A 19,990-nucleotide genomic window follows, 5' to 3' on the forward strand; every position below is an offset into this window, starting at 1 on the left:
CTTATTTCTCTTTTACAATCTTCCCGTTCTCCATATAGACTACCCGGCCGCACTTGTTCGCCCAGCGCTCGTTCTGGCTCACTACTACCAGGGCCCAGCCGTTGGCAGGGTCGGTGAGGAAATCCATCACCTCCGCCGCCTCGTCTGCCTTGAAATGGTCCAGGGGGTCCTTCAGCAACAGCAACCTGGGCTTGCGCAGGATACTCCGGGCCAGGACCAGTTTCTTGCTCACCGTATAGGGGATCTGCTGCCCTTCCGGGTAGAGGATGGTCTTTAACCCCATGGGCTGCTCCTTTACAAAGGAGATCAGCTTGGTTTTCTCCAGGGCCCAGTATACCTGTTCGAGGGTCACTGAGGCATCCCCAAAGGTCAGGTTGTCCAAAATGGTCCCTTCGAAGGGGGATTCCTCTGGCATGGACTTGCCCAGGTGGGAGCGGTAATAATTCAGGTGTACTCCACTCAGGGCTACGTTGTTGACAAAAATCTGCCCCTCGTCCGGTTCGAGGATCCCCGCCATAAGGCGCAAAAGGGTCGATTTCCCCGAACCGGATGGGCCCTGCAGGAGGACCGTACAGGTCGGGGTCACCTTGAGATTTACCCCTTCCAGGATTGGCTTCTGCGTGCCCGGAACCCGGTAGGTCAGGTCCTTGACCTCCACATGGAATCCTTCATCCTCTTTAAAGGGCTTCTCCCCGCTGAGCGGTTCGAGCTCCTTGTCTACCACCTGCCCGAGTTTCTCCAGGGAGGTAAGGAGGTCATAGAAGGTTTCCAGGCCCAGGATTAGCTTCTCCACCGAACTGATCACCAACAGGATGATAATCTCGGCAGCGACAAATTGCCCGATGTTCATTTCCTGGTTCAGAACCAGCAGCCCCCCTATGAGCAAAAGACCGGCTGTTACCAGCACCTTGAAGCCTATCATCTGGATAAACTGGATAACCAGTACCTTGAAGTGGCTCTCCCGGGCATCCAGATAGGAGCTTACAAGGGCATCGTTCTTGTTCAGGGCATGGGAGGTCTTCCCGGAAAGTTTAAAGCTGATGATGGTACGCGCCACTTCCTGTATCCAGTGGGCCACTTTGTATTTGTACTTGGACTCCTCCAGGGATGTTTCCAGGCCCCGCTGGGCGGTGTACTTGAAAACCACATAGATCAGCAGCAACAGCAACAGGCCGTAGATTATGAAAAACGGGTGATAAAAAGACAGCAGGAGCAACCCGAAAATGATTTGCAACAGGGCCGCTGGGAAATCCACCAGGATTTTGGCCAGGGATTTCTGTACCGTAAGGGTATCGAAAAAGCGGTTGGCCAGCTCCGGCGGGTAGTAGTTCACCAGTTCCCGCATCCGGATCTTGGGGAAGCGGTAGCTGAATTCGAAGGAGGCCCGGGTGAATATCTTTTGCTGCAGGTTCTCAATAATCCGGATCTGCATCAGCTGCAGTACCCCCACAAAGGCTACCCCAAGGGTTACCAGGATAACCAGGATAACCCAGGATGTACTGACCTGGGCACCCTGTATCAGGTTTATGATCGCCTGGATCCCCAAGGGCAGGGAGAGGTTCACCAACCCCGCAAAAATGGCATAGTAAAAGACCTGGAGGACGTCTTTTTTCTCGAGGGTGAGCAACCCCATCAGACGCTGCCAGGTAGTTAGTATTTGTTTTGTCATCAGGAAGCTTGGTTTAAGGCAGCGCTAACGAGCTGCTTGAAAAAACGGGTGATGGTTTCGGGCTTTTTACAATTGGTAAGGGACGGGAAGTGCACGTCCAGGAAATGCTGGTGGAGAGACCCCTCCAAAACCGTGCTGGCCAGACTCAGGGAAAACCCATAATCCCCGTCCACGGCACGGATCATCTCTGCGAGCCGTTCCACAAGCCTCTTGTATGGCTCAAAATAGCCTTCCCGGTTTTCCCGGTCTACAGATTTGGTCAGAAAGGGCTTGGAGTGCTCATTGACCATAATCCGGTTGAGGGCCACCTCGTCTATGTGTTCAAAGGCCATATCCAACTCTACGGGCTGAGTGAGGATCTCCAGGGCCTTGCTAAGCTTCTCCTCAGCGTCTGCAATCCCAAGGGTGTTCAGTACCAGGCGGTACTCCATCCAACCCCAGTACCAGGAAGAGAGATAGAGCAGGAATTTATGCTTGTTCTCAAAATACCGGTATACCGAGCTCTCGTTGGAACCTACCTGCTCCCCCAGCTTTTTGAACGTAAAATTCTCAAAGCCGTGGGCGTCGATAAGGCCGATCCCATGCTCGACCAGCCGCTTTCCCAGATCGGAAGACTCCGGATCCTTAACAAAGACCTTTGGGTTGATCGCGATTTTCAGGTTACGTATTAAACGCTCCATGATAGATATTTTCGCAAATATAATAGTGTTACTATCATTTATAAAGTGTTTAACTATTATTTAACGATAGTGATATTCCTGAAATCGAAGGATATTTTGTATATTCGTAATAATTGAAGCATATAATCCCATATCCTTAAAATAACAACCATGAAAAAGATATTTTTTGCCGTATTCGCAATGACAGGTCTGATTCTTTCTGCTCAGGACCAAGCTGTTACCGTAAGCGAAGGCGCGGAATTCCAGATTGAAAAACCGGATGGCGACTTCCAGCACATCCTCTTTCCAAGGAAGAATTTTATCATTAAGCGGGGTGGTATTGCCAACATGAACCTCGCCGACGGCCTGCACGTGGTGGTAGACCGGGTGGAGCGCAAAGGAGACCGTCAGGTGGTTATCCTCCGCCGGAAGGACGGCGCCAAGTTTTTCCGGAATTTCAGCACTGTGGCCGCCTATTGGCCGGAAGCCATGCAGGCGGGCGAACTGGAGCCCTCCAGATAGTTGCCCCGGCTCTGCCGATGCCGTACCTTTAAGGCATGGAGCTACACAGATGCGGATGGTGCGTGGGTGACCCGGTTTACGAAGCCTACCACGATACGGAATGGGGTGTCCCCGTGCGGGACGACCTTCGGATGTTCGAATTCCTGATCCTGGAAACCTTCCAGGCAGGGTTAAGTTGGATAACGGTCCTAAAGAAAAGGCCCCATTTCCGCGAGGCCTTCGACGGCTTCGACTTCGAGAAAGTAGCCGCCTACGACGAGTCGAAAATCCAAAGCCTGCTCCGGAACCCGGGTATTATCCGCAACCGCCTGAAGGTGCGGGCAGCCGTATCCAACGCCCAGGCATACCTGAAAGTGAGGGAAAGCCATGGCTCCTTCTGCAACTATTTCTGGGAGTTTACCCAGGGAGAGACCATCCGAAACCAGGTAGCCGATTACAAAACAGCCCCGGCCACTACCCCGCTTTCGGACCGCATTAGCAAAGACCTGAAGCAGCACGGCTTTAAGTTTGTGGGCAGTACTGTGGTGTATGCGCACATGCAGGCCACGGGGATGGTGAACGATCATGAAATGAGTTGCTTTCGCTATGCGGACTTGTAAAACCCTGCTTACCCTCTTGCTCCTGTTCACCGGAACCGCCCTGTTCTCCCAGGTCAAGTACGAGCGCGAATACCGCATCCGTCAGGAGCAATTCCCGTCTGCTGCCCTGGAGGAAATGGCCCCTTTCCTGGAAGATGTCCGGCGGTTGCGGTTCTACCGGGAAATAGACAGCAGCCGCAGTAGCTACGAGATGAAATTCCGTAAAGTCCGCCTGAACTACAGCGTTGAATTCACCCCGCAAGGCCAGCTGGAAGATGTCGAGATCGAGGTCCGCCCCATAGATATCCCTAACGAAAGCTGGGGCAGGATCCTGGAACATTTAAACACCCTGTACCCAAAATACCGCGTCCGGCGCATCCAGCAGCAATATCCGCGCAGTGCCTTCCCGGATGTGCCTTCAACCCTTAAAAACGCTTTCCAGAACCTCCTGCTGCCGCAGATCCGCTACGAACTGATCGTACAGGCAAGGACACCCGAAGGCCCCGGGCAATACGAATACCTCTTCGACAGCGAAGGAGGGTTTCTATTAAAGCGAAAATCCCTGCCGCCAAATTACGACCATGTCTTGTATTAGGTGGCTTCCCCTGCTGTTCTTGCTTTGGGGCATTTACGGTTTAGGCCAGGAAGGCCTTACCGTATTTGCCGAGCCCAGCGTGGCCCTGAACTACCGCGTGGGCCCTCACCTGAAACAGAATGCCTCCATCCGAAGCCGGCATTTCCTGGTCAGGGATGGAGAATCCTTTACCCAAACCCGGCAGGCAGATCTCTCGGTATATACCAGCTATACCTGGCTGGGGAATTCCGGTGTGGCCCTGGGGGTGATGTATCGGTTTCGGGACCCTTTCCAACCCGGCTCCGGCAACGAACTGAGGGTTACCGAGCAATTGGATTTCCGCCGCAGTTTCGGTCCGGTTCGCCTGGGGCAAAGGGCGCGGTGGGAACAGCGCATTTTTCAGGCTAATACCGTCCACCGCCTCCGGTACAGGCTCTCGGCAGACCTTCCCCTACAGGGCGAAAAGGCAGATGTGCGTGAATTTTACCTGATAGGTCAGGGGGAACCCCTGCTAAGTCTGGGGCGTTCCAGAGCCCCTCAATGGGACCTTCGCCTAACCGGCTTGCTGGGCTATCAGATTTCCGGAAACACCCGGCTGCAAATTGGGGGGGAATACCGTTGGGAAGCACTGAACACCCAAACCCGGAAAGTCCTGCTATGGCTCACTTCCCTGGTCCTTACCCTTTAAAATCCTCAGAAAATGGGCCCGCGGGATCTCCCGGGCCCCCAGACTCTCCAGGTGAGGGGTATGCACCTGGCAATCGACCAGGGCATAGCCCTGCTGCTTCAAGTCCTGAACCATACGAATGAACGCCGCCTTGGAGGAGTTCGAAACCCGGCTGAACATACTCTCCCCGCAAAAGACGTTCCCCAGGTCCACGCCATACAAGCCGCCCACCAGCTCTCCCTCCTGCCATACCTCGTAGGAAACGGCATGGCCCTGACGGTAGAGCTCCAGGTACGCCTGGCGCATGCCTGGCGTAATCCAGGTACCAAGCCCTTCTTTCCGGGGAATCTGTGCGCAGGCGTCTATAACCTGCTCAAAGGCCTTGTTACGGGTCACCCGGAACATGCCGGAAGCAAGGACTTTCTTCATGCTTTTGGAAATGCGGAGTTCCGAAGGGAAAAGGACCATCCTGGGGTCCGGGCTCCACCATAAAATAAGCGCGTCCTCATTAAACCAGGGAAAAATGCCGGAACGGTAGGCCAGCAGCAGCCGTTCCGGGCTGAGGTCACCCCCGGCCGCTACCAGGCCTTCGGGCCCTGCCCCCTCTGCGGGGGGAAAAACAAGGGCCTCCGAAAGAAAGGGTATGGGATAACGGGACTGGGACATTGGTCTTTTAGACTAAAAATAGGGGCTGCCCTACCAAAAAAGCAAACCCAGAAGGAAGGTTACCCCTCCAAAAACCATAAAAACAAGGGAATACGGCAGGATTTCCCGCGCCTTAAGGCCCGTGATCCCCAAAAGGGGGAGCGCCCAGAAGGGCTGCATCATATTGGTAAGTTGGTCGCCATATGCCAGGGCCATAAGGGCCTTGGCCGGGGAAACCCCGAGGTCCATGGCGGCCTGGAGGATAACGGGACCCTGTACGGCCCACTGGCCCCCGCCGCTGGGGATAAATAAATTGACCATCCCCGCGCTGAAGAAGGTATACAACGGAAAACTCGTGGGGGTCCCTATAGCCACAAAAAAATCGGACACCATCTGTATGAGCCCGCTGTCTGCCATAATCCCCATTATCCCAAAATAGAGGGGGAATTGAATCAGGATACCCGATGTGCCCCCAATGGCAGCGCCAATAGCCCTGCCAAAGCGTCCAATACTTCCATGGAGCAGCACCCCGAGTCCCAGCATAAAAAAGTTAAGCATGTCTGGAGTGAGGTCGAAGCGAAGCAACCTGGGGGTGTACTGAAGTATGAATGCCGTAAAAATCACCGCGGCAAAAATCCGGGCCACCCATGGGGACTGATCCAGGCGTTCGGCCCCCTGTAACTCCGTTTCCACCTCCTGCATCCCGTCTGTTTCTGGCAGCAGGGGAGCGCGCTCCGGGGTTTTTTTACCCAGGTACCAGGCAATAGTACCCAACCCCACCAACAGGATGGCAAACAGCAGCAGGTTGGAGCCAAAAAAGATGGTTTGGGAGGTAGGGATGCTGGAGGGAAAGGTTGCAAGCACTTCCTGGGGTACCACGTCCTTGAGCAGGAGGGGAATATGGCCCGGTTCAGAAGCCTTGATGGCAGCCGAACTACTTATGCCGCCGTTGCAGGTCATCAACCCGAGGTATCCGCAGGCCCCGATGAGGGGGTAATTAATCGGGATCCCATTTTTCTGGGCGTGTTCCCCCACCTTGCGGGCCAGGATGGCCCCGAAAATCAGGGCCAGACCCCAATTGAAAAACGCCACCGCAACAGTAGCGGATGCCACGAGTAACGCGGCCGAAGCCCCGTCCCTGGCCAGGGAAGTAATGCGCACCATAAGCCGTTCCATAGGCTTGCTCAATACCACGACATGCCCCAGGACCAGGATAAGCATCATCTGGTAGGCAAATACCAGCAGGCCCGGGTTCCATACCCCGCTTTCCCAGGCGCGCAAAACCTGCTTCCAGGAAGATGCCCCGGAGGGGTAATCACCGAACGCCCAGGCCAGGACCATGGTAAGGCCGGTAAGCAACAAGGCGATGATAAAGGGGGACGGCAGGATGCGCCTGAAGCCTGTCAGAACGGTGTTTCCCAATCCCATAATTGTGGAATATGGCGTAAGGCCCTCCCCCTAAGGGTTAAAAGGGCAGGTCGTCGTAGTCCTCTTCCTTGAGGTCCTCTGCGGGCTCAAACGCTTCCATAGGGGGTACGGGCGGCATGCTGGCGTTTTCCTGCCCGGCTTCCAGCGACTCAATGCGCCAGCCCTGTATGGAATTAAAGTACTTGACCTCTCCTTGCGGACTGGTCCATTCCCGGCCCCTGAGGTCGATACTGATTTTTACCTTCTGTCCTACCTGATAGGCATCGAGCAGGTCGGTCTTATCCTGAACAAACTCTATCAGCAGAAACTGCGGGTACTGGTCCTCAGTGGTCAGGACCACTTCCCTTTTGCGGAAGCCGTTGCTGCCGTATGTTTTTGTTGCGTCGATTTTCTTAAGTGTTCCTTGAATTTCCATGGGGTAAATTAAAAATGATCTATTGGTTTGGCTTTTGTTGCGGTTCGGATCTTACCGGTGCTCCCAGGCCAGCAGTATTTTCCAGGCAGAAGATACGTCATTCCCCGCTAAATAGCGGCGCGCTGCCTGGTGTACCTTCTCGGTGCTTCCGCCCTCCAGCAAGGCGCTTGCCTCCGGGGCCGATTCCAGGAAAGCCGCTACTTCTTCGGTCTGGGGTAAGGCCTCCACATTCCCGAGCAGCCCCAGGTCATTCCCTGTAAGGATGGTACTGCTCCGGATGCCTTCAGGCATGAGGTCCATCCCGATACCCAGGTTGCGCAGGGGCTTGGGCACCTCAAACAGGCCCGAAGCCGACCGGCTGTACCAGTCCCCGCCCATACGCGCCACCAGGTCCTGTTTAGCCGGGTCCGGCCTGCCCTCTGCATCCAGGACCGCCCGGTCCAGATGAAGGGCCACCACCTGGCAAAAAACCAGGTTTCCGGCACCGCCCTGCTGGCCCAGGGGTCGGATCTCCGTGACCTCGCATTCGAACTGTGCAGGCGCCCCCGAAACCCGGAATGGCCGCACTTTCCGGGAGGGCTCCATCCCAAACCCGGCCTTGACAAACTCATTAACGCCCCTGGGGTATTCCGTGCTGGAGAGGGACATCTGCTGCACCATGGCGTAGGAAACAGTATTGATCACGACTTCGGGGACCTCCCGAACGTTTTCCAGGGTGTGCTTCTCAGTATTGTCCCGGACCCGTCGGGCGGGTGAAAAGATCAGCACCGGCGGGTTGGCACTGAAGACATTGAAAAAACTGAAGGGGGAGAGGTTGGGCGTGCCGGCGGCATCTACCGTACTGGCAAAGGCGATGGGCCTGGGTCCTATGGCCCCCAGCAAAAACCCGTGTAATTCCGGGGTTTCCATCTCCGACGGCAGCAAGGTGAGCATCTCTTGTCCCATACCGGCAAAGGTAGCAAAAATAAGGGCGGGGCCATAGGCAAATGGGGCCACGTCCCACAACAATTCCGCCTATTTTCAGTTATCTTAGCAAGACCAGCCCAAGGGGTATGCGACTGAATCCACCCAAGAAATTCTCTAATGCCTTTTTGCTGCTTACCTCCTTTGTGATCGTAAGCCTGATCCTCTGGAATACCAATAGCTTTTTCCGGAAATTCAAGGAGGAGGAGCGCAACAAAATGGAAATTTGGGCCACGGCCCAGTCCGAATTACTGCGTACCTCGGAAGACCAGGACCTGGGCAACCTTACCCTGCTGGTCCTTCAAAACAACAGCAGTACCCCCATGATCCTGGTTAATGCGGATGGTTCCTTCAAAATAAACAACCTGCCCGAGATAGACCCCGCAGACAAGGCTAAAGTGGAAGCCCTGATTGCCTCGTTCCGGTCCCAGAATACGCCCATTGCCATAGACTACCAGGGGGAAACCCTGGCCACGCTTTACTACGGGGATTCCGAAGTTCTCAACAAACTCAAGTACTACCCCATTGCCTTGTTGCTTATTATTTTCCTTTTTGGGGCGGTTATCTTTTTCTTTTTCAAAACCAACAAGGCCTCCGAGCAGAATAAACTCTGGGCCGGGATGGCCAAGGAAACCGCCCATCAGATAGGCACCCCGCTTACCTCCCTGCTGGGGTGGAACGAACTGCTTAAATCTGAAGCCCTAAACCCGAAAATCACCACGGAAATCGAAAAGGACATCGGGCGCTTGCAAACCATCACCGAACGGTTTTCCCAGATTGGCTCCCTCCCGAAGCTGGAAGCCCACGACCTGGTGGCGGAGACGAGGAGCGCCGTGGACTACCTCAAAATACGGAGTTCCAAGCTCATCCATTTCAGCTTCCATGCCCCGGAAAAACCCATTGAGGTACTGCTCAACCAAAGCCTCTACAACTGGACCATCGAAAACCTGGTCCGCAATGGTATCGATGCCATGAAGGGCAAGGGGCAGATTAGTATTGAAATCATTCCAGACGGCCCCTGGGTTCGGGTATTGATCTCGGACACGGGCCAGGGCATCCCTAAAAAGAACTGGGCCCGTATTTTCGACCCTGGGTACACCACCAAAAAAAGGGGGTGGGGCCTCGGTTTATCGCTGGTACGGCGGATTGTGGAAGAATACCATAACGGCAAGGTACGGGTGCTCACCTCGGGAAGGGAAGGCACCGTGATGCAAATCTCCTTGCGGACGAACAACACACCATGAAAGGAATTCGAGCCAAAATCCTGCGCGAGGCGCCCCTCAGTAACAATTGCCCGGAATGTTTTAATCAGGATATGACCCTGAGCTTTACCCAGCAGCACCGGGAAACCCGTTTTATGCATAAGGTGTACCGGGGAGTTACCCGCGAATTGCGCTGCAATACGTGCCAGAACCTCATCTACCCCGTAACCTGGACGGAGGACATTGAAAGGAGTGTGGAATACTACGAAAAACTCGTACAACCCGAACGCCCGGGCGTGCGCCTGAAGCCCCTGTTTTATCTGGTGGCTATCCTCGTCCTGGCCCTGGCAGGCAGCCTGGTGTACCTCTACCTCTCCGGACTGCTTACAGCTTAGCGCGGATCTTCCCGGCAATCGCTTCAAACACCTCCGGGCTCAGTTTCTCCTTTTTCTGGAAGGTAGCGTCTGCCATGCTGTTGAGGGGAATCAGGTGTACATGCACATGGGGAACTTCCAGGCCGATAACCGTGAACCCCACCCTCAGGCAATCCACCGCTTCATCGATAGCCACCGCCACCCTGCGGGAAAACCGCATCAGGCTGTCGTAGGCCTCCGGGTCCAGGTCCGTGATTTTATCCACTTCCTGCTTGGGCACACAGAGGGTATGCCCGGCACTGTTGGGGTTGATGTCCAGGAATGCGAAGTTGTCTGCGTCCTCTGCAATCTTGTAGCAGGGGATCTCCCCCTGGATAATCCGAGTGAATATACTGGCCATCTGTTCTTTTTACCCTAAAGATACAAAGTAGGCCCTTACGCCCTCAACCTTCCCTCCGAAAGAGCAGGTAGGAATAGATGGCCGGAATGATACTGATGACCAGGGTTATCCCCATAAAAATATAGAAGTGGGTCCGCCCCTGCATCAGGAAGGAAATGAGGACCATAAGCAAGCCCCCTACAAACCAGAGCATCCCGCCCATTCTATGGGTTTTTTCCCAGATGGTGTTGTTCTCCAGGGTCCAGGGGGTGCGGAACCCGATAAAGTAATTGGGCTTTACGGTTTTCATATAATTCCCAAGGGCGGCGAAGAGCAACCCTACCAGGACAAAGATGAGCCGCGCAGACCCCTCTCCCCCTTCCTTAACCATGTATAGGACCACCAGGGCCAGGCCAGACATAAAGGTGACCAGGGCAAATTTCAGTTGCTGGTACTTGGCCCCCATCTCCTGGATTTTCCGCTTGGGGTCTATGGCAGGTACTGCCAGCAAAATAAGATAGATCATCAGGGTAGTGACCACGGGGATGAGCCATAGCTCCTTTTTGGAACCCACACGGTCTACCTCCCCCTCTACATTCCAATGCAGGGGTACAGTATCCGGGAGGTCATTCCAGATGGTCCAGAGGTACACAAAAGGCACCGCTACTAACAACAAAAGCGGCAGTTCCGAACGAAAGGATGTCTTCATGGTTTTAGTGTTTAAGGTTCATGACCCACTGCATGAGGTCTTCCAAAATGGTGGTGTTGATCGAATAGTAGAGAAATTGCCCATCCCTGCGGACCGACACCAACCCGGAACGTTTAAGCAGGTCTAAGTGGTGGGAGATGCTCGGCTTGGAGATGTCGAAATGCGAGGCAATATCACCTGCCGTAAGGTCTGTGTCCTTAAGGAGCTGCAGGATCTCACGCCGGGTGGGGTCGCTCAGGGATTTGAAGAGGGCATTCAATGTTTATATATTTAGATAAATATCTAAATATTAATTCAAATTTGCAAACCCCGGAACTCTTGGAGGGGGTCGTTTTGTTATCGGGTTATGTCCAGGATTTCGAAAGCCATGGTCCCGTTGGGTACCTGGATTTCCGCGATATCGCCAACCTGCTTCCCGAGCAGGCCCTTCCCTATGGGGGAGGTTACAGAAATCTTGCCGCTTTTCAGGTCGGCTTCGCTCTCCGCAACCAGCGTATAGGTAAGCTTCTGTCCGGTTTTGGTGTTTTTCAGGGTAACGGTGGAGAGCACCAGTGCCTTGGAGGTGTCCAGCTGGGATTCGTCTATCAGGCGGGCATTGGCCACCAGTTCTTCCAGCTTTGCGATTTTCATTTCCAGCAAGCCCTGAGCCTCCTTGGCGGCATCGTATTCGGCGTTCTCGGACAGGTCTCCCTTGTCCCGCGCCTCGGCAATGGCTTCCGACGCCTTGGGGCGTTCCACGTCCCTGAGGTGGTTCAGCTCATCCTTCAACTTCTTCAATCCTTCTGCCGTATAATAGGATACCTTGCTCATAGCTGTAGGTTTATTAAATAGAAAATCCCCCGCAATACTTACGCGAATGGTAAGTTATTTAGAGGATTTAAGACAAATATAGGCAATTTTTGCACATTTTTGTGGTACACGCCTCTTGTTATGAAGGGATTAAGAATGCTTATTGTGGGCCTGGGCCTGCTCGCGCCGATGGCGTGCAGCAACGACCCTTCCAACCGGAACCCCTACCTGCAGGAAATTGGTTTCCGCTTCGACATCAACCTGAACCTGCCCCTGTACAGCCCCCTGAACTTTATCAGTAATTCGGTTTACGTGAACAGTTCGGGTTCCGGGATCCGCGGTTTTTTCATCACCAATACCGGGACGGGCTTCCGCGCCTTCGAAGCCAGCTGCCCCAACCATCCGCCCAATAGCTGTTCCACTATGGAAATGGAGGGGCAACTGGCCCGATGCGCCTGCGAGGGATACGAATACAGCCTCTTTACCGGGCAATTGCTCAACCGGCCAAACGACGGGGAGCGTTACTTCGACATGCTGGAATACCGGGCTTCCCAAAACGGAAACGTGATTACCGTATCCAATTGACGCTCCCTTTCCCTTAAAAGGTGAAGGTGGCCCCGGCCAGGAAATGGATGCCGGCCTGCGGGTAATACCCCACCCCCTCCACGGTAGTAATAACCCCCGGGTTGGAGAAATCATCGTCGAAGGTATAGAAATAACCATTGGAACTATACAGGGCGTCAAATAGGTTATTCACCAGCAGATTGAGCTCTGTACGCGGCCACCAGCCCCTGGCCGGCAGGGTGTACTGCAGGTTCAGGTCCGTTTGCCAATAGGCCTCCAGCCGGGATAATTCCGCCTCGATATTGCTCATGTACTGCGCGCCCACATACTTGGTTAGCAGGGCTGCCTGCAGGGATTCCGTGGGCCGGTATACCAGCCGGCTTGCCCCAACAACCCCGGGGGAATAGGCGATCTCTGTATTGCCGAGATTCCGGAGTTCCCCGTCGCGCCGGAAGAAAAAATCCACGTTTCGGTTGATGCTCAGGGAAAGGTTGGGCTGCCAGTACCACCGGTTCGTCAGTTTCACGCTGGCATCCAGTTCCAGACCCGTGCGGAAGGAATCGCCCACATTGGCGCGCAGGGGTGCCCCCACGTCGTTTAACTCCCCGGTAAGGACCAACTGGTCCTTATACCTCATATAGTAAAGGTTGGCGTTAAAGGAAACCCCGGGGCGCTGCAGGCGCCAGCCCAGTTCGAAATCGTGCAACCGCTCCGGGCGGGGGTTGCCGTTTTCATAGTCGTTCCGGTTGGGTTCCCGGTTGGCGACCGCATAGGAGAAATAGAGGTTCTGACCCGGGTCCAGGGTATAGGTGATCCCCGCCTTGGGGTTGAAAAAACGAAAGCGGTCGTCTACCAGGCCGGTCTCCCGCCCATTGGCCTGGTACCGGACGCCACGGTACTGCAAATCCGCAAAAAGCCGCCAGTTGTCGCCCCACTGGTAGTCGGCCTTCAGGAAAAGGTTCCCGTCATCCTTGGTGGAATCGTCTTCATAGTAGCGGTCTCCCCGCTCCAGGCCAGGGGCGTAGCGCGCCCATATCACTTCCCCGAAATGGTCACCCCGGTAGGTATTCCATCCTCCCCCGAGGGTCAGGCCCAACTTGTTCTTCTGGTACTGGGCCGAAAATACGGTCCCGTAAAAATCGTTATCCAGCCAGCGCCGGCGGATGTAATCCGTGGAACTCCGCTCCTGCCCGTCTACCACCACCGGGTCCTGGCCCAGGAAGGACAACTGTGAATCCGGGGCAAAGAAGACATTGGTGTAATACCAGTCGTCTACGTACTCCTCAAAAAAGCCCCGGCCGCGGGTGTAATGTACCGCAATATTGGTCCTCAGGTCTGCAGACCAGCCCTCGCTCCAGTGCAACTGGAAATGGTCCTGTTTGTAATTGTCGACCTGGTTTTCGTAAAAGCCTTCGAAAGTGCCATTGTCGTCGAACTGGATTCCGGCCACGTTATACCTCCGGTTGGTCTCCAGGTTGGCATCCACCCCTATGGCGCCAAGGATGGCCGGGTCGAAGCCATACCAGGACTGGTAGGTGATTTCATGGCCCCCGAATAGCAGGGCCTTTACCAGGGTATTCCCATCCCGATATGCCCCCTGCAGGAAATAGGAATCCAGGTCCGAAGACGCCCGGTCTATATACCCGTCCGAGGCGATACGCGAAAGTCGCCCGCTCAGTTCAAACCCGTCGCCCATGAGGCCCGTACTAAACTTAAGGGTGGCTTTGTGGGTAGCGAAACTTCCCGCACTGGCTGCAAGTTCGGCAAAGGCTTCCTCCGATACAGCGTCGGTGAGCAGGTTAAGGCTGGCTCCGAAGGCGCCGGCGCCGTTTGTGGATGTCCCCACCCCCCGCTGCAGCTGCAGGCTCTGGGTGGAGGAGGCAAAATCCGGCATATTGACCCAGAAAGTCCCCTGGGACTCGGCATCGTTATACGGGATGCCGTTAATGGTTACGTTGACCCGGGTAGCGTCGCTCCCGCGGACACGGATACCGGTATATCCGATCCCCGCCCCGGCATCGGAGGTAGTGACCACCGACGGCATGAAATTCATGAGGATGGGGATGTCCTGCCCGAGGTTCCTGCTGCGGACCCGTTCGGCTTTGAGGTTGCTGAAACTAACCGGGGTTTGTTGCCCGGCGCGCAGAGCAGACACCAGGACCTCATCGAGGCGGATTTCATCTGCGGTTGTACTGTCCTGCGGTTGGTCCTGGGCTTGTAGTTGCAAAGCCAGCCCAAGAATGGCTACTGTAGAATAGATGCGTTTCATTCGTAAATAGATTACGAATAAAAGGGGTCATTATTCTGGTTACACTTGATTTTTGCGGCCCTTTGCCACTTGGTTTGGAAGAAGTCTGCGGCCCAGCGCCGACGGCCTCCTTTTCCGATTGCCTGCGCCTGACGCAGGTCCTATCCGGACTTCCCTTGGCAGCATTACCTGCCCAGGTTCATCGGGTATAATCTCAGCCCCGCAAAACCAAGCCGCCACAGCGGCTTTCCAATGCGAAGCACCCCTTATGAGACAGGGCAAAGATAGGGAGGAAATTAAAATTACGCCATAAAATCCCCGCACAAAAGCGCAGCCAAAACAGAGCAAAACAAAGACGGTAGTTTATGTGCCAATCAGCGTTCCGCGCTTTTAGTCACAAGGCACATAAGTAGGTCACTTCTGCCCTCCGGGATGTGGGAACAGTATCCGGTAGACATTGCGGAAAGGGCGTCAGGGTTTACCGCTGTGGGCCGGTTTCAGCAGGTCGTTTACGGTCTTAACCGGGTTGAAGGTACTGACCGGGACTTCCACAAAGAGCGTGTTCCAGAATGCCATGGCCCCGTTCCAAAGCCCGGGGAGTTCCAGCGCTTTAAGGGGCCTTCCTTCATAGGTCTTCCCCGTAATGAAACCCTGTTTGGTGTCGATGTAGTTCATCAGGTTGAACTTACGCCCGTAGGCATCGCGGACCCCGCAAACCAGGTCTACCGGGTTAAAGTGGGTGGATTCCCTGAAAATCCGTTCCTGGGCAGGATCCGAAAGGTCTGCCTGAGCCGATTCCACAATCTGCAGGGACTCGTTCCCGGAAGCGTCGGTAATCCAGAACGGGCCTCCCCCGGGCTCCCCTTCGTTTTTAACCATCCCGCAAACGCGGATAGGGCGGTCGAGCTTGTCCTTGAGGACCGCTACCTGGTCGTCTATACTCAGACTGTCGTATGAAGGTTGGAAGCGCACATTGAGTTTTTCCTGAAGGAAGGTGCGGACCCTGACCAGCAAGTCGTGGTCCAGGCTCCCCTCCTGCAGCATGCGGGAGTAGCGGAATGCTTCCTCCTGAACTTCGAGGAGCACCCCTCCCAGGATTTCCTTCCAACGGGAAACCTCCTCCAGGGAACCGCGGGTAACCACATTGTCGATATTCTTGATAAAAAGGATGTCGGCATCCTGCTCGTTCAGGTTCTCAATGAGGGCGCCATGCCCCCCCGGCCGGAAGAGCAGCTGGCCGTCGTTATCCCTGAAAGGCTCGTTCTCCGGGGTAACCGCCAGGGTGTCGGTGGACGGTTTCTGGAAGGAGAACCCCACCCGGAACCGGCAGCCCGTTGCCTTCCCGGTGCTGTCCTTAACCCGTTCGAATTCCTCCCGGAAGAGTTCCTGGTGCTGGGGGGAAATCGTAAAGTGCAGGCGGGCTTCATCTTCGCCTGCCGCATAAGCCGCCCCCTCAAAGAGGTGTTCCTCAAAAGGGGTAGCCAGGTGGTCTCCATACCTGTGGAAGGGCAGAAGTCCCTTGGGATAAAACCCGTAATTGAGGCCGTCCTCAGAAAGGAGCTCCTCCACAAAACGATACAGCACGTGGCCCTCCGGCAGGTCCTTGCCCCCAATGCGCCCCATGACCAACTCGTAAAAGGAGAACTCCTGCAATCGGGAGTGGAACGCCTTTATGGAAGCGTTTTCCGGGTCTTGCAAGTAGGTCTCCAGGGTGACCCGACCCGGGTCGAAATGCTCCAGGAAATGGAACAGGGCCTTAAACATGCGGGATGCCGCCCCGGATGCCGGGATGAACTTCACCACCTGTTTCCCTGTCCTGGCCTCCCGGTAGCGCTTCAGGTAATGGTCCTGCAGGCCGGGGTCCAGACGCAGGATGCCATCGGTTACCACCGCGGCTTTGCTCAGGTGGACATGGGGGATTCCCTCCCGGAACGTCTCCACCTGGTCCTGTATTTTTTCCGGGGACATCCCCCGTGCTTCCATAAACCTCAGATCTTCGGTGCTAAACATGCTCATTGCTAATAGGTTGTCTATGTGCCGGACGGCTTTTTGGAGCCGCTCCTCCCGGCTACCGCTTAAAATTACGAATCTGCGACCAGTTTTAAGGAGGGCCTCCCGGAAATAGGCAAACATCTCTTCCCGCTGTTCCGGGCGGTCCCGCAGGTCGTCTGCTACCCAGGGTACGTCAATATCGGTCAGCAGGTAGAGGTCGTAGGTGTTCTCCAGGGCATGGTACTCCAGCACGGGGTCCACAAAGCCCTGGTAATAGGCTTCCGAATACACCTTGGTTACCAACAGGTCCGTATCGCAGATCAGGACCCGGTTGGCCCGTGCGGCGAGCAGGTTCTCCTGCTGCATTTGGCCCCGGGCTATGGGCAGCAGGTCTTCGGGCTGGCAGACCAGGCCTTCCCTGTCCCATTTTTCCTGCAGGTATTCCCGGGCGTATTCCGGCACCCAAAGGGTTTGGTAATGGGCCGCCAGATCTGCTGCCAGGGTAGACTTCCCAGTAGATTCAGGGCCGAAAAGCACCACCTTCAGGAGGTCTGAAGGCTGTTGTTTAAGAGCTTCTTCCATGCGAAGTATCCTTGAATGGCCAGGATGGTGAATATCAGGTATTGCAGGGAAAGCATCCCCCACCCCCTGTAGGCGTACAGGGGTACGGTAATTACGTCTGCCAGAATCCACAGGGTCCAGTTCTCGATTTTCTTAGTTGCCATATACCACATGGCCGTAAAAAAGATCCCGGAAGTGACCATATCGGTGTAGTTGGTCCAGTCGGTTTGCGTCCCAAAAGCCCGGTAAACCCCATAAGTTACCGCCACGGTAAGGAGGAACAACAGTACCCCAATGCCCTTCTCCCTCCTGTTGGTGCGGGAGACACGCACCACGGGCGCCCCTTCCCTACGCCGCGACCAGTTCCACCACCCGTAGATGCTCATGAGGGAATAATACAGGTTGAGCATCATATCGCCCAGGAGTTCGTCACGGAGAAAAATATACATGGTGATCACCGTGGCAATAAGCCCGGTGGGATACACCCAGATATGCTCCCTCTTGGCGTAGACCACACTGGCTATCCCAAAAACAAAGGCAATAGCTTCCAGGGCTATTAGCGCGGCAGGGCGGTCCCGGTACGGGTCCAGGAAAAAATCAAAAATGGGGCTCATAGTCGCTGCGGTCCGTTTTGACCAGCTTAATAAAGAATACCGCCTGGCCCACCGCCTGCAAGCTGCGCTCCATCTCGTCCTGCAGTAGCTGCATCACCTCCCGGTACTCCCCGAATACCTGGGTGCTCATGGGGTTCTCCAAAACCGTAAGGCCCGATGCGCGCAGGGCTTTGATAAAGCGGATGATTTCGGGTTCATACTGGTCCTGCAGGGGGCTGAGGGTGAGTTCTACGGATACCTTCATCGGGGTTCATTTAGATGCCCAAAGGTAGGCAGTAATGGGTTTTCGGCCAATACGGCACGGGCCCTTTGCCGCCTATTGCCGGATGGCGTAGGCACAGGTATACCCTTCGAATTCCAGGAAGTAGGTGCGAAAATCGGCCCGCATGCCCTGATAGAGGGCCGTCCCGGTGCTCTGCCCGGAATCCATATCGAAATCGTCTATGTCTATATGGTTGAGGAAACTCAGCCCGGGGGTTGAAAGCACTTTGTAAATGGACTCCTTGGCCCCCCACACCATGGTGAGCTTGCGGATAATGGCCTCGTCGTTGGCCAGGGAGCGGTATTCCCGAAGCGGGGTAAACTTATGCGCTATGCGGAGTATCTTGTCCCGTTGCATCTCGATATCGATGCCCACCTCGGCCTCCTTCGATACGATAATCCCTGAAAACCCGAAGGAATGGGTAATGGAGATGGAACACCCGTCGGCCAGGTGCGGTTTTCCGGCAGCGTCGTAGGTGAGATCGAAATCCGTATACCCGGCCTCGGCCAGTAAGTGGCGGATACTCAAAAAACCCCTGCGGTGGATTTCAGAACGCATGCCCTCCAGGCGCTCCGTACATTGTGGGCGGAGGGCTATCCCATGGGCCAGCGCAGCCTCCGGTTCGGTGATTTTCCAGACCAGTATTCGGCATCCCGGATGGGCTTCCAAAGACTTGAAAAGCGGCATGAGTTCGAATCAGATGATGTACCTTTGCAAAAATTGCGGCAACCCGCCCGGGCAAGGTACAAATTTAAGAGGCACTTTCCCCCGGGCCATTGAGCACGACAGGGGCCGCAACCAAAAAAAATGCTAATTACAAGGAATATGAATACCAAGAGTATCGAATACCTCCCCTACAAAGTAAAAGACATTGCCCTGGCAGACTGGGGCCGGAAGGAAATCCGCCTGGCAGAAGCTGAAATGCCCGGACTCATGGCCCTGCGCGAGGAATACGGCCCATCCCAGCCGCTTAAGGGTGCCCGCATTGCCGGTTGCCTGCATATGACCATCCAGACCGCGGTCCTGATTGAAACCCTCGTAGCCCTTGGGGCGGAGGTGACCTGGAGCTCCTGCAATATCTTCTCCACCCAGGACCACGCCGCAGCCGCTATAGCAGCGGCCGGTATCCCGGTGTATGCCTGGAAAGGGATGAGCGAGGAGGAATTCGACTGGTGCATAGAACAAACCCTCTTCTTTGGCGAGGCGCGCAAGCCGCTGAATATGATCCTGGACGACGGGGGAGACCTCACCAACATGGTGCTGGACCGGTACCCGGAGCTCACCAGCGGAATCCGAGGGCTCTCGGAGGAAACTACCACCGGGGTACACCGCCTCTATGAGCGTTTCAAAAACGGAACCCTGCCCATGCCGGCCATTAATGTGAATGATTCGGTGACCAAATCGAAATTCGACAACAAGTACGGGTGCAAGGAAAGCGCCGTGGATGCCATCCGCCGCGCCACGGATACCATGCTTGCCGGAAAACGCGTCCTGGTTGCCGGCTACGGGGACGTAGGCAAAGGAACTGCAGCCTCTTTCCGGGGGGCGGGAGCCATTGTAACCGTCACGGAAATAGACCCCATCTGCGCCCTTCAGGCCTGTATGGACGGATACGAAGTAAAGCAGATGGAAAACGTGGTTGGGAATATGGATATCCTTATCACGGCCACGGGGAACAAGGATATCATCCGGGAGGAGCACTTCCGTGCCATGAAAGACAAGGCCATTGTCTGCAACATCGGTCACTTCGACAATGAGATCGATATGGCCTGGCTCAATACCCACTTCGGCGACACCCGGGTTGAGATCAAGCCGCAGGTAGACCAGTACACCCTGGACGGGAAAGACATTATTGTCCTGGCCGAAGGACGCCTGGTAAACCTGGGGTGTGCCACCGGCCACCCGAGCTTTGTAATGAGCAACAGTTTCACCAATCAGACCCTGGCTCAGATCGAACTCTGGAACAACCACGACCAGTACGAGAACCAGGTGTATACCCTGCCGAAACACCTGGACGAAAAGGTAGCTGCCCTTCACCTGGCTCGCCTAGGGGCGGAGCTCACCCCCCTGCGGCCGGAGCAGGCAAAGTATATTGGGGTGGACGTCAAAGGACCCTTCAAGCCGGAGTATTACCGCTATTAACCGGCATCGCCAAATAAAAAAACCCCCGGAATTT

At 55.2% G+C, this 19,990-nt stretch carries 23 protein-coding genes; 8 read left to right on the forward strand and 15 right to left on the reverse strand.

Translation table 11 applies throughout. The features are described from left to right. Position 1 precedes the first annotated feature (1 nt). Both CA832_RS01210 and CA832_RS01215 read right to left on the reverse strand, forming a co-directional pair. Positions 2 to 1,669 (reverse strand): peptidase domain-containing ABC transporter, encoded by a 1,668-nt coding sequence (locus tag CA832_RS01210; RefSeq protein ID WP_088339736.1) that lies wholly within the window; start codon positions 1,667 to 1,669, stop codon positions 2 to 4. Then, positions 1,669 to 2,349 (reverse strand): TetR/AcrR family transcriptional regulator, encoded by a 681-nt coding sequence (locus CA832_RS01215; protein WP_088339737.1) that lies wholly within the window; start codon positions 2,347 to 2,349, stop codon positions 1,669 to 1,671. The genes CA832_RS01210 and CA832_RS01215 overlap by 1 nt, the downstream gene beginning before the upstream one ends. A 150-nt stretch (positions 2,350 to 2,499) precedes the next feature. Here CA832_RS01215 and CA832_RS01220 point away from each other — a divergent pair, with 150 nt between their 5' ends. From CA832_RS01220 to CA832_RS01235, 4 genes are read left to right on the forward strand one after another with little or no spacing between them, the layout of a single operon-like run. Continuing rightward, a complete protein-coding gene (locus CA832_RS01220) occupies positions 2,500 to 2,850 on the forward strand; it encodes a hypothetical protein (RefSeq protein ID WP_143542319.1) in 351 nt (116 codons plus the stop codon). Positions 2,851 to 2,885: 35 nt separating this feature from the next. Continuing rightward, positions 2,886 to 3,449, forward strand: a complete 564-nt coding sequence (locus CA832_RS01225) for a DNA-3-methyladenine glycosylase I (protein ID WP_088339739.1) — start codon at positions 2,886 to 2,888, stop codon at positions 3,447 to 3,449. Then, the gene (locus tag CA832_RS01230) at positions 3,436 to 4,023 is read left to right on the forward strand and encodes a hypothetical protein (protein WP_088339740.1); all 588 of its coding nucleotides are present in this window, start codon (positions 3,436 to 3,438) and stop codon (positions 4,021 to 4,023) included. Before CA832_RS01225 ends, CA832_RS01230 begins: the two co-directional genes overlap by 14 nt. Continuing rightward, positions 4,010 to 4,690: a DUF2490 domain-containing protein gene (locus CA832_RS01235; RefSeq protein WP_088339741.1), complete on the forward strand. Its 681-nt coding sequence runs from the start codon at positions 4,010 to 4,012 to the stop codon at positions 4,688 to 4,690. Before CA832_RS01230 ends, CA832_RS01235 begins: the two co-directional genes overlap by 14 nt. Here CA832_RS01235 and aat read toward each other — a convergent pair. From aat to CA832_RS01255, 4 genes are read right to left on the reverse strand one after another with little or no spacing between them, the layout of a single operon-like run. After that, entirely contained in the window at positions 4,658 to 5,335 is a 678-nt protein-coding gene (gene aat, locus CA832_RS01240) for a leucyl/phenylalanyl-tRNA--protein transferase (RefSeq protein ID WP_088339742.1), read from the reverse strand. The two genes, CA832_RS01235 and aat, sit on opposite strands and share 33 nt — an antisense overlap. A 30-nt stretch (positions 5,336 to 5,365) precedes the next feature. Continuing rightward, a complete protein-coding gene (locus CA832_RS01245; RefSeq protein WP_088339743.1) occupies positions 5,366 to 6,742 on the reverse strand; it encodes a short-chain fatty acid transporter in 1,377 nt (458 codons plus the stop codon). Positions 6,743 to 6,779: 37 nt separating this feature from the next. Then, entirely contained in the window at positions 6,780 to 7,157 is a 378-nt protein-coding gene (locus CA832_RS01250; RefSeq protein WP_088339744.1) for a DUF3127 domain-containing protein, read from the reverse strand. Positions 7,158 to 7,208: 51 nt separating this feature from the next. Further along, positions 7,209 to 8,102, reverse strand: coding sequence for a flavin reductase family protein (locus CA832_RS01255; RefSeq protein ID WP_233131688.1), 894 nt, complete (start codon positions 8,100 to 8,102; stop codon positions 7,209 to 7,211). Positions 8,103 to 8,209: 107 nt separating this feature from the next. On the opposite strand from CA832_RS01255, the gene CA832_RS01260 reads away from it, so the two are divergent. Beyond that, positions 8,210 to 9,364: a sensor histidine kinase gene (locus CA832_RS01260; RefSeq protein WP_088339745.1), complete on the forward strand. Its 1,155-nt coding sequence runs from the start codon at positions 8,210 to 8,212 to the stop codon at positions 9,362 to 9,364. Next, positions 9,361 to 9,717, forward strand: a complete 357-nt coding sequence (locus tag CA832_RS01265; RefSeq protein WP_088339746.1) for a hypothetical protein — start codon at positions 9,361 to 9,363, stop codon at positions 9,715 to 9,717. The genes CA832_RS01260 and CA832_RS01265 overlap by 4 nt, the downstream gene beginning before the upstream one ends. On the opposite strand, the gene CA832_RS01270 is transcribed toward CA832_RS01265, so the two are convergent. The 4 genes from CA832_RS01270 to greA form a co-directional block, all read right to left on the reverse strand. Next, positions 9,707 to 10,096 (reverse strand): HIT family protein, encoded by a 390-nt coding sequence (locus CA832_RS01270; protein ID WP_088339747.1) that lies wholly within the window; start codon positions 10,094 to 10,096, stop codon positions 9,707 to 9,709. The genes CA832_RS01265 and CA832_RS01270 overlap by 11 nt on opposite strands. A 43-nt stretch (positions 10,097 to 10,139) precedes the next feature. Continuing rightward, positions 10,140 to 10,784 (reverse strand): SdpI family protein, encoded by a 645-nt coding sequence (locus tag CA832_RS01275; protein WP_088339748.1) that lies wholly within the window; start codon positions 10,782 to 10,784, stop codon positions 10,140 to 10,142. Positions 10,785 to 10,788: 4 nt separating this feature from the next. Beyond that, the gene (locus CA832_RS01280) at positions 10,789 to 11,043 is read right to left on the reverse strand and encodes an autorepressor SdpR family transcription factor (protein WP_088339749.1); all 255 of its coding nucleotides are present in this window, start codon (positions 11,041 to 11,043) and stop codon (positions 10,789 to 10,791) included. A 77-nt stretch (positions 11,044 to 11,120) separates the two neighbouring features. Continuing rightward, positions 11,121 to 11,594, reverse strand: coding sequence for a transcription elongation factor GreA (gene greA / locus CA832_RS01285; RefSeq protein ID WP_088339750.1), 474 nt, complete (start codon positions 11,592 to 11,594; stop codon positions 11,121 to 11,123). 120 nt (positions 11,595 to 11,714) lie between these two features. On the opposite strand from greA, the gene CA832_RS01290 reads away from it, so the two are divergent. Further along, complete coding sequence (locus CA832_RS01290) at positions 11,715 to 12,158, forward strand: Rieske (2Fe-2S) protein (RefSeq protein WP_233131689.1); 444 nt, start codon at positions 11,715 to 11,717, stop codon at positions 12,156 to 12,158. A gap of 13 nt (positions 12,159 to 12,171) precedes the next feature. Here the strand turns inward: CA832_RS01290 and CA832_RS01295 are convergent, their stop codons facing one another. The 5 genes from CA832_RS01295 to CA832_RS01315 all read right to left on the reverse strand — a co-directional run bounded on the left by CA832_RS01295 (position 12,172) and on the right by CA832_RS01315 (position 18,501). After that, complete coding sequence (locus tag CA832_RS01295) at positions 12,172 to 14,406, reverse strand: TonB-dependent receptor (RefSeq protein WP_088339752.1); 2,235 nt, start codon at positions 14,404 to 14,406, stop codon at positions 12,172 to 12,174. A gap of 450 nt (positions 14,407 to 14,856) precedes the next feature. Then, positions 14,857 to 16,959, reverse strand: coding sequence for a DUF4301 family protein (locus tag CA832_RS01300; protein ID WP_088339753.1), 2,103 nt, complete (start codon positions 16,957 to 16,959; stop codon positions 14,857 to 14,859). Continuing rightward, complete coding sequence (gene pnuC, locus CA832_RS01305) at positions 16,920 to 17,552, reverse strand: nicotinamide riboside transporter PnuC (protein ID WP_088339754.1); 633 nt, start codon at positions 17,550 to 17,552, stop codon at positions 16,920 to 16,922. Before pnuC ends, CA832_RS01300 begins: the two co-directional genes overlap by 40 nt. Next, positions 17,536 to 17,796 (reverse strand): thiamine-binding protein, encoded by a 261-nt coding sequence (locus CA832_RS01310; RefSeq protein ID WP_088339755.1) that lies wholly within the window; start codon positions 17,794 to 17,796, stop codon positions 17,536 to 17,538. The genes pnuC and CA832_RS01310 overlap by 17 nt, the downstream gene beginning before the upstream one ends. Before the next feature lie 72 nt (positions 17,797 to 17,868). Continuing rightward, on the reverse strand, positions 17,869 to 18,501 hold the full coding sequence (locus CA832_RS01315; RefSeq protein WP_088339756.1) for a 4'-phosphopantetheinyl transferase family protein: 633 nt from the start codon (positions 18,499 to 18,501) through the stop codon (positions 17,869 to 17,871). 138 nt (positions 18,502 to 18,639) lie between these two features. On the opposite strand from CA832_RS01315, the gene ahcY reads away from it, so the two are divergent. Next, positions 18,640 to 19,956 carry an adenosylhomocysteinase gene (gene ahcY, locus CA832_RS01320; protein ID WP_088339757.1) on the forward strand — a complete coding sequence of 439 codons (1,317 nt, stop codon included), beginning with the start codon at positions 18,640 to 18,642 and terminating at the stop codon, positions 19,954 to 19,956. Positions 19,957 to 19,990 lie beyond the last annotated feature (34 nt).

The sequence above is a fragment of the Robiginitalea sediminis genome (assembly GCF_002198115.1).
Taxonomy (GTDB): Bacteria; Bacteroidota; Bacteroidia; order Flavobacteriales; family Flavobacteriaceae; genus Robiginitalea; species Robiginitalea sediminis.

Bases quoted from the DNA above. Each gene is read 5' to 3' on its own strand.
- CA832_RS01230 (WP_088339740.1), top strand. From the start codon at position 3,436: ATGCGGACTTGTAAAACCCTGCTTACCCTCTTGCTCCTGTTCACCGGA.
- CA832_RS01275 (WP_088339748.1), bottom strand. From the start codon at position 10,784: ATGAAGACATCCTTTCGTTCGGAACTGCCGCTTTTGTTGTTAGTAGCG.
- CA832_RS01210 (WP_088339736.1), bottom strand. From the start codon at position 1,669: ATGACAAAACAAATACTAACTACCTGGCAGCGTCTGATGGGGTTGCTC.
- CA832_RS01290 (WP_233131689.1), top strand. From the start codon at position 11,715: ATGAAGGGATTAAGAATGCTTATTGTGGGCCTGGGCCTGCTCGCGCCG.
- CA832_RS01295 (WP_088339752.1), bottom strand. From the start codon at position 14,406: ATGAAACGCATCTATTCTACAGTAGCCATTCTTGGGCTGGCTTTGCAA.
- CA832_RS01245 (WP_088339743.1), bottom strand. From the start codon at position 6,742: ATGGGATTGGGAAACACCGTTCTGACAGGCTTCAGGCGCATCCTGCCG.
- CA832_RS01255 (WP_233131688.1), bottom strand. From the start codon at position 8,102: ATGGGACAAGAGATGCTCACCTTGCTGCCGTCGGAGATGGAAACCCCG.
- ahcY (WP_088339757.1), top strand. From the start codon at position 18,640: ATGAATACCAAGAGTATCGAATACCTCCCCTACAAAGTAAAAGACATT.
- pnuC (WP_088339754.1), bottom strand. From the start codon at position 17,552: ATGAGCCCCATTTTTGATTTTTTCCTGGACCCGTACCGGGACCGCCCT.
- aat (WP_088339742.1), bottom strand. From the start codon at position 5,335: ATGTCCCAGTCCCGTTATCCCATACCCTTTCTTTCGGAGGCCCTTGTT.
- CA832_RS01235 (WP_088339741.1), top strand. From the start codon at position 4,010: ATGTCTTGTATTAGGTGGCTTCCCCTGCTGTTCTTGCTTTGGGGCATT.
- CA832_RS01260 (WP_088339745.1), top strand. From the start codon at position 8,210: ATGCGACTGAATCCACCCAAGAAATTCTCTAATGCCTTTTTGCTGCTT.
- CA832_RS01310 (WP_088339755.1), bottom strand. From the start codon at position 17,796: ATGAAGGTATCCGTAGAACTCACCCTCAGCCCCCTGCAGGACCAGTAT.
- CA832_RS01220 (WP_143542319.1), top strand. From the start codon at position 2,500: ATGAAAAAGATATTTTTTGCCGTATTCGCAATGACAGGTCTGATTCTT.
- CA832_RS01215 (WP_088339737.1), bottom strand. From the start codon at position 2,349: ATGGAGCGTTTAATACGTAACCTGAAAATCGCGATCAACCCAAAGGTC.
- CA832_RS01250 (WP_088339744.1), bottom strand. From the start codon at position 7,157: ATGGAAATTCAAGGAACACTTAAGAAAATCGACGCAACAAAAACATAC.
- CA832_RS01300 (WP_088339753.1), bottom strand. From the start codon at position 16,959: ATGGAAGAAGCTCTTAAACAACAGCCTTCAGACCTCCTGAAGGTGGTG.
- CA832_RS01265 (WP_088339746.1), top strand. From the start codon at position 9,361: ATGAAAGGAATTCGAGCCAAAATCCTGCGCGAGGCGCCCCTCAGTAAC.
- CA832_RS01225 (WP_088339739.1), top strand. From the start codon at position 2,886: ATGGAGCTACACAGATGCGGATGGTGCGTGGGTGACCCGGTTTACGAA.
- CA832_RS01270 (WP_088339747.1), bottom strand. From the start codon at position 10,096: ATGGCCAGTATATTCACTCGGATTATCCAGGGGGAGATCCCCTGCTAC.
- greA (WP_088339750.1), bottom strand. From the start codon at position 11,594: ATGAGCAAGGTATCCTATTATACGGCAGAAGGATTGAAGAAGTTGAAG.
- CA832_RS01315 (WP_088339756.1), bottom strand. From the start codon at position 18,501: ATGCCGCTTTTCAAGTCTTTGGAAGCCCATCCGGGATGCCGAATACTG.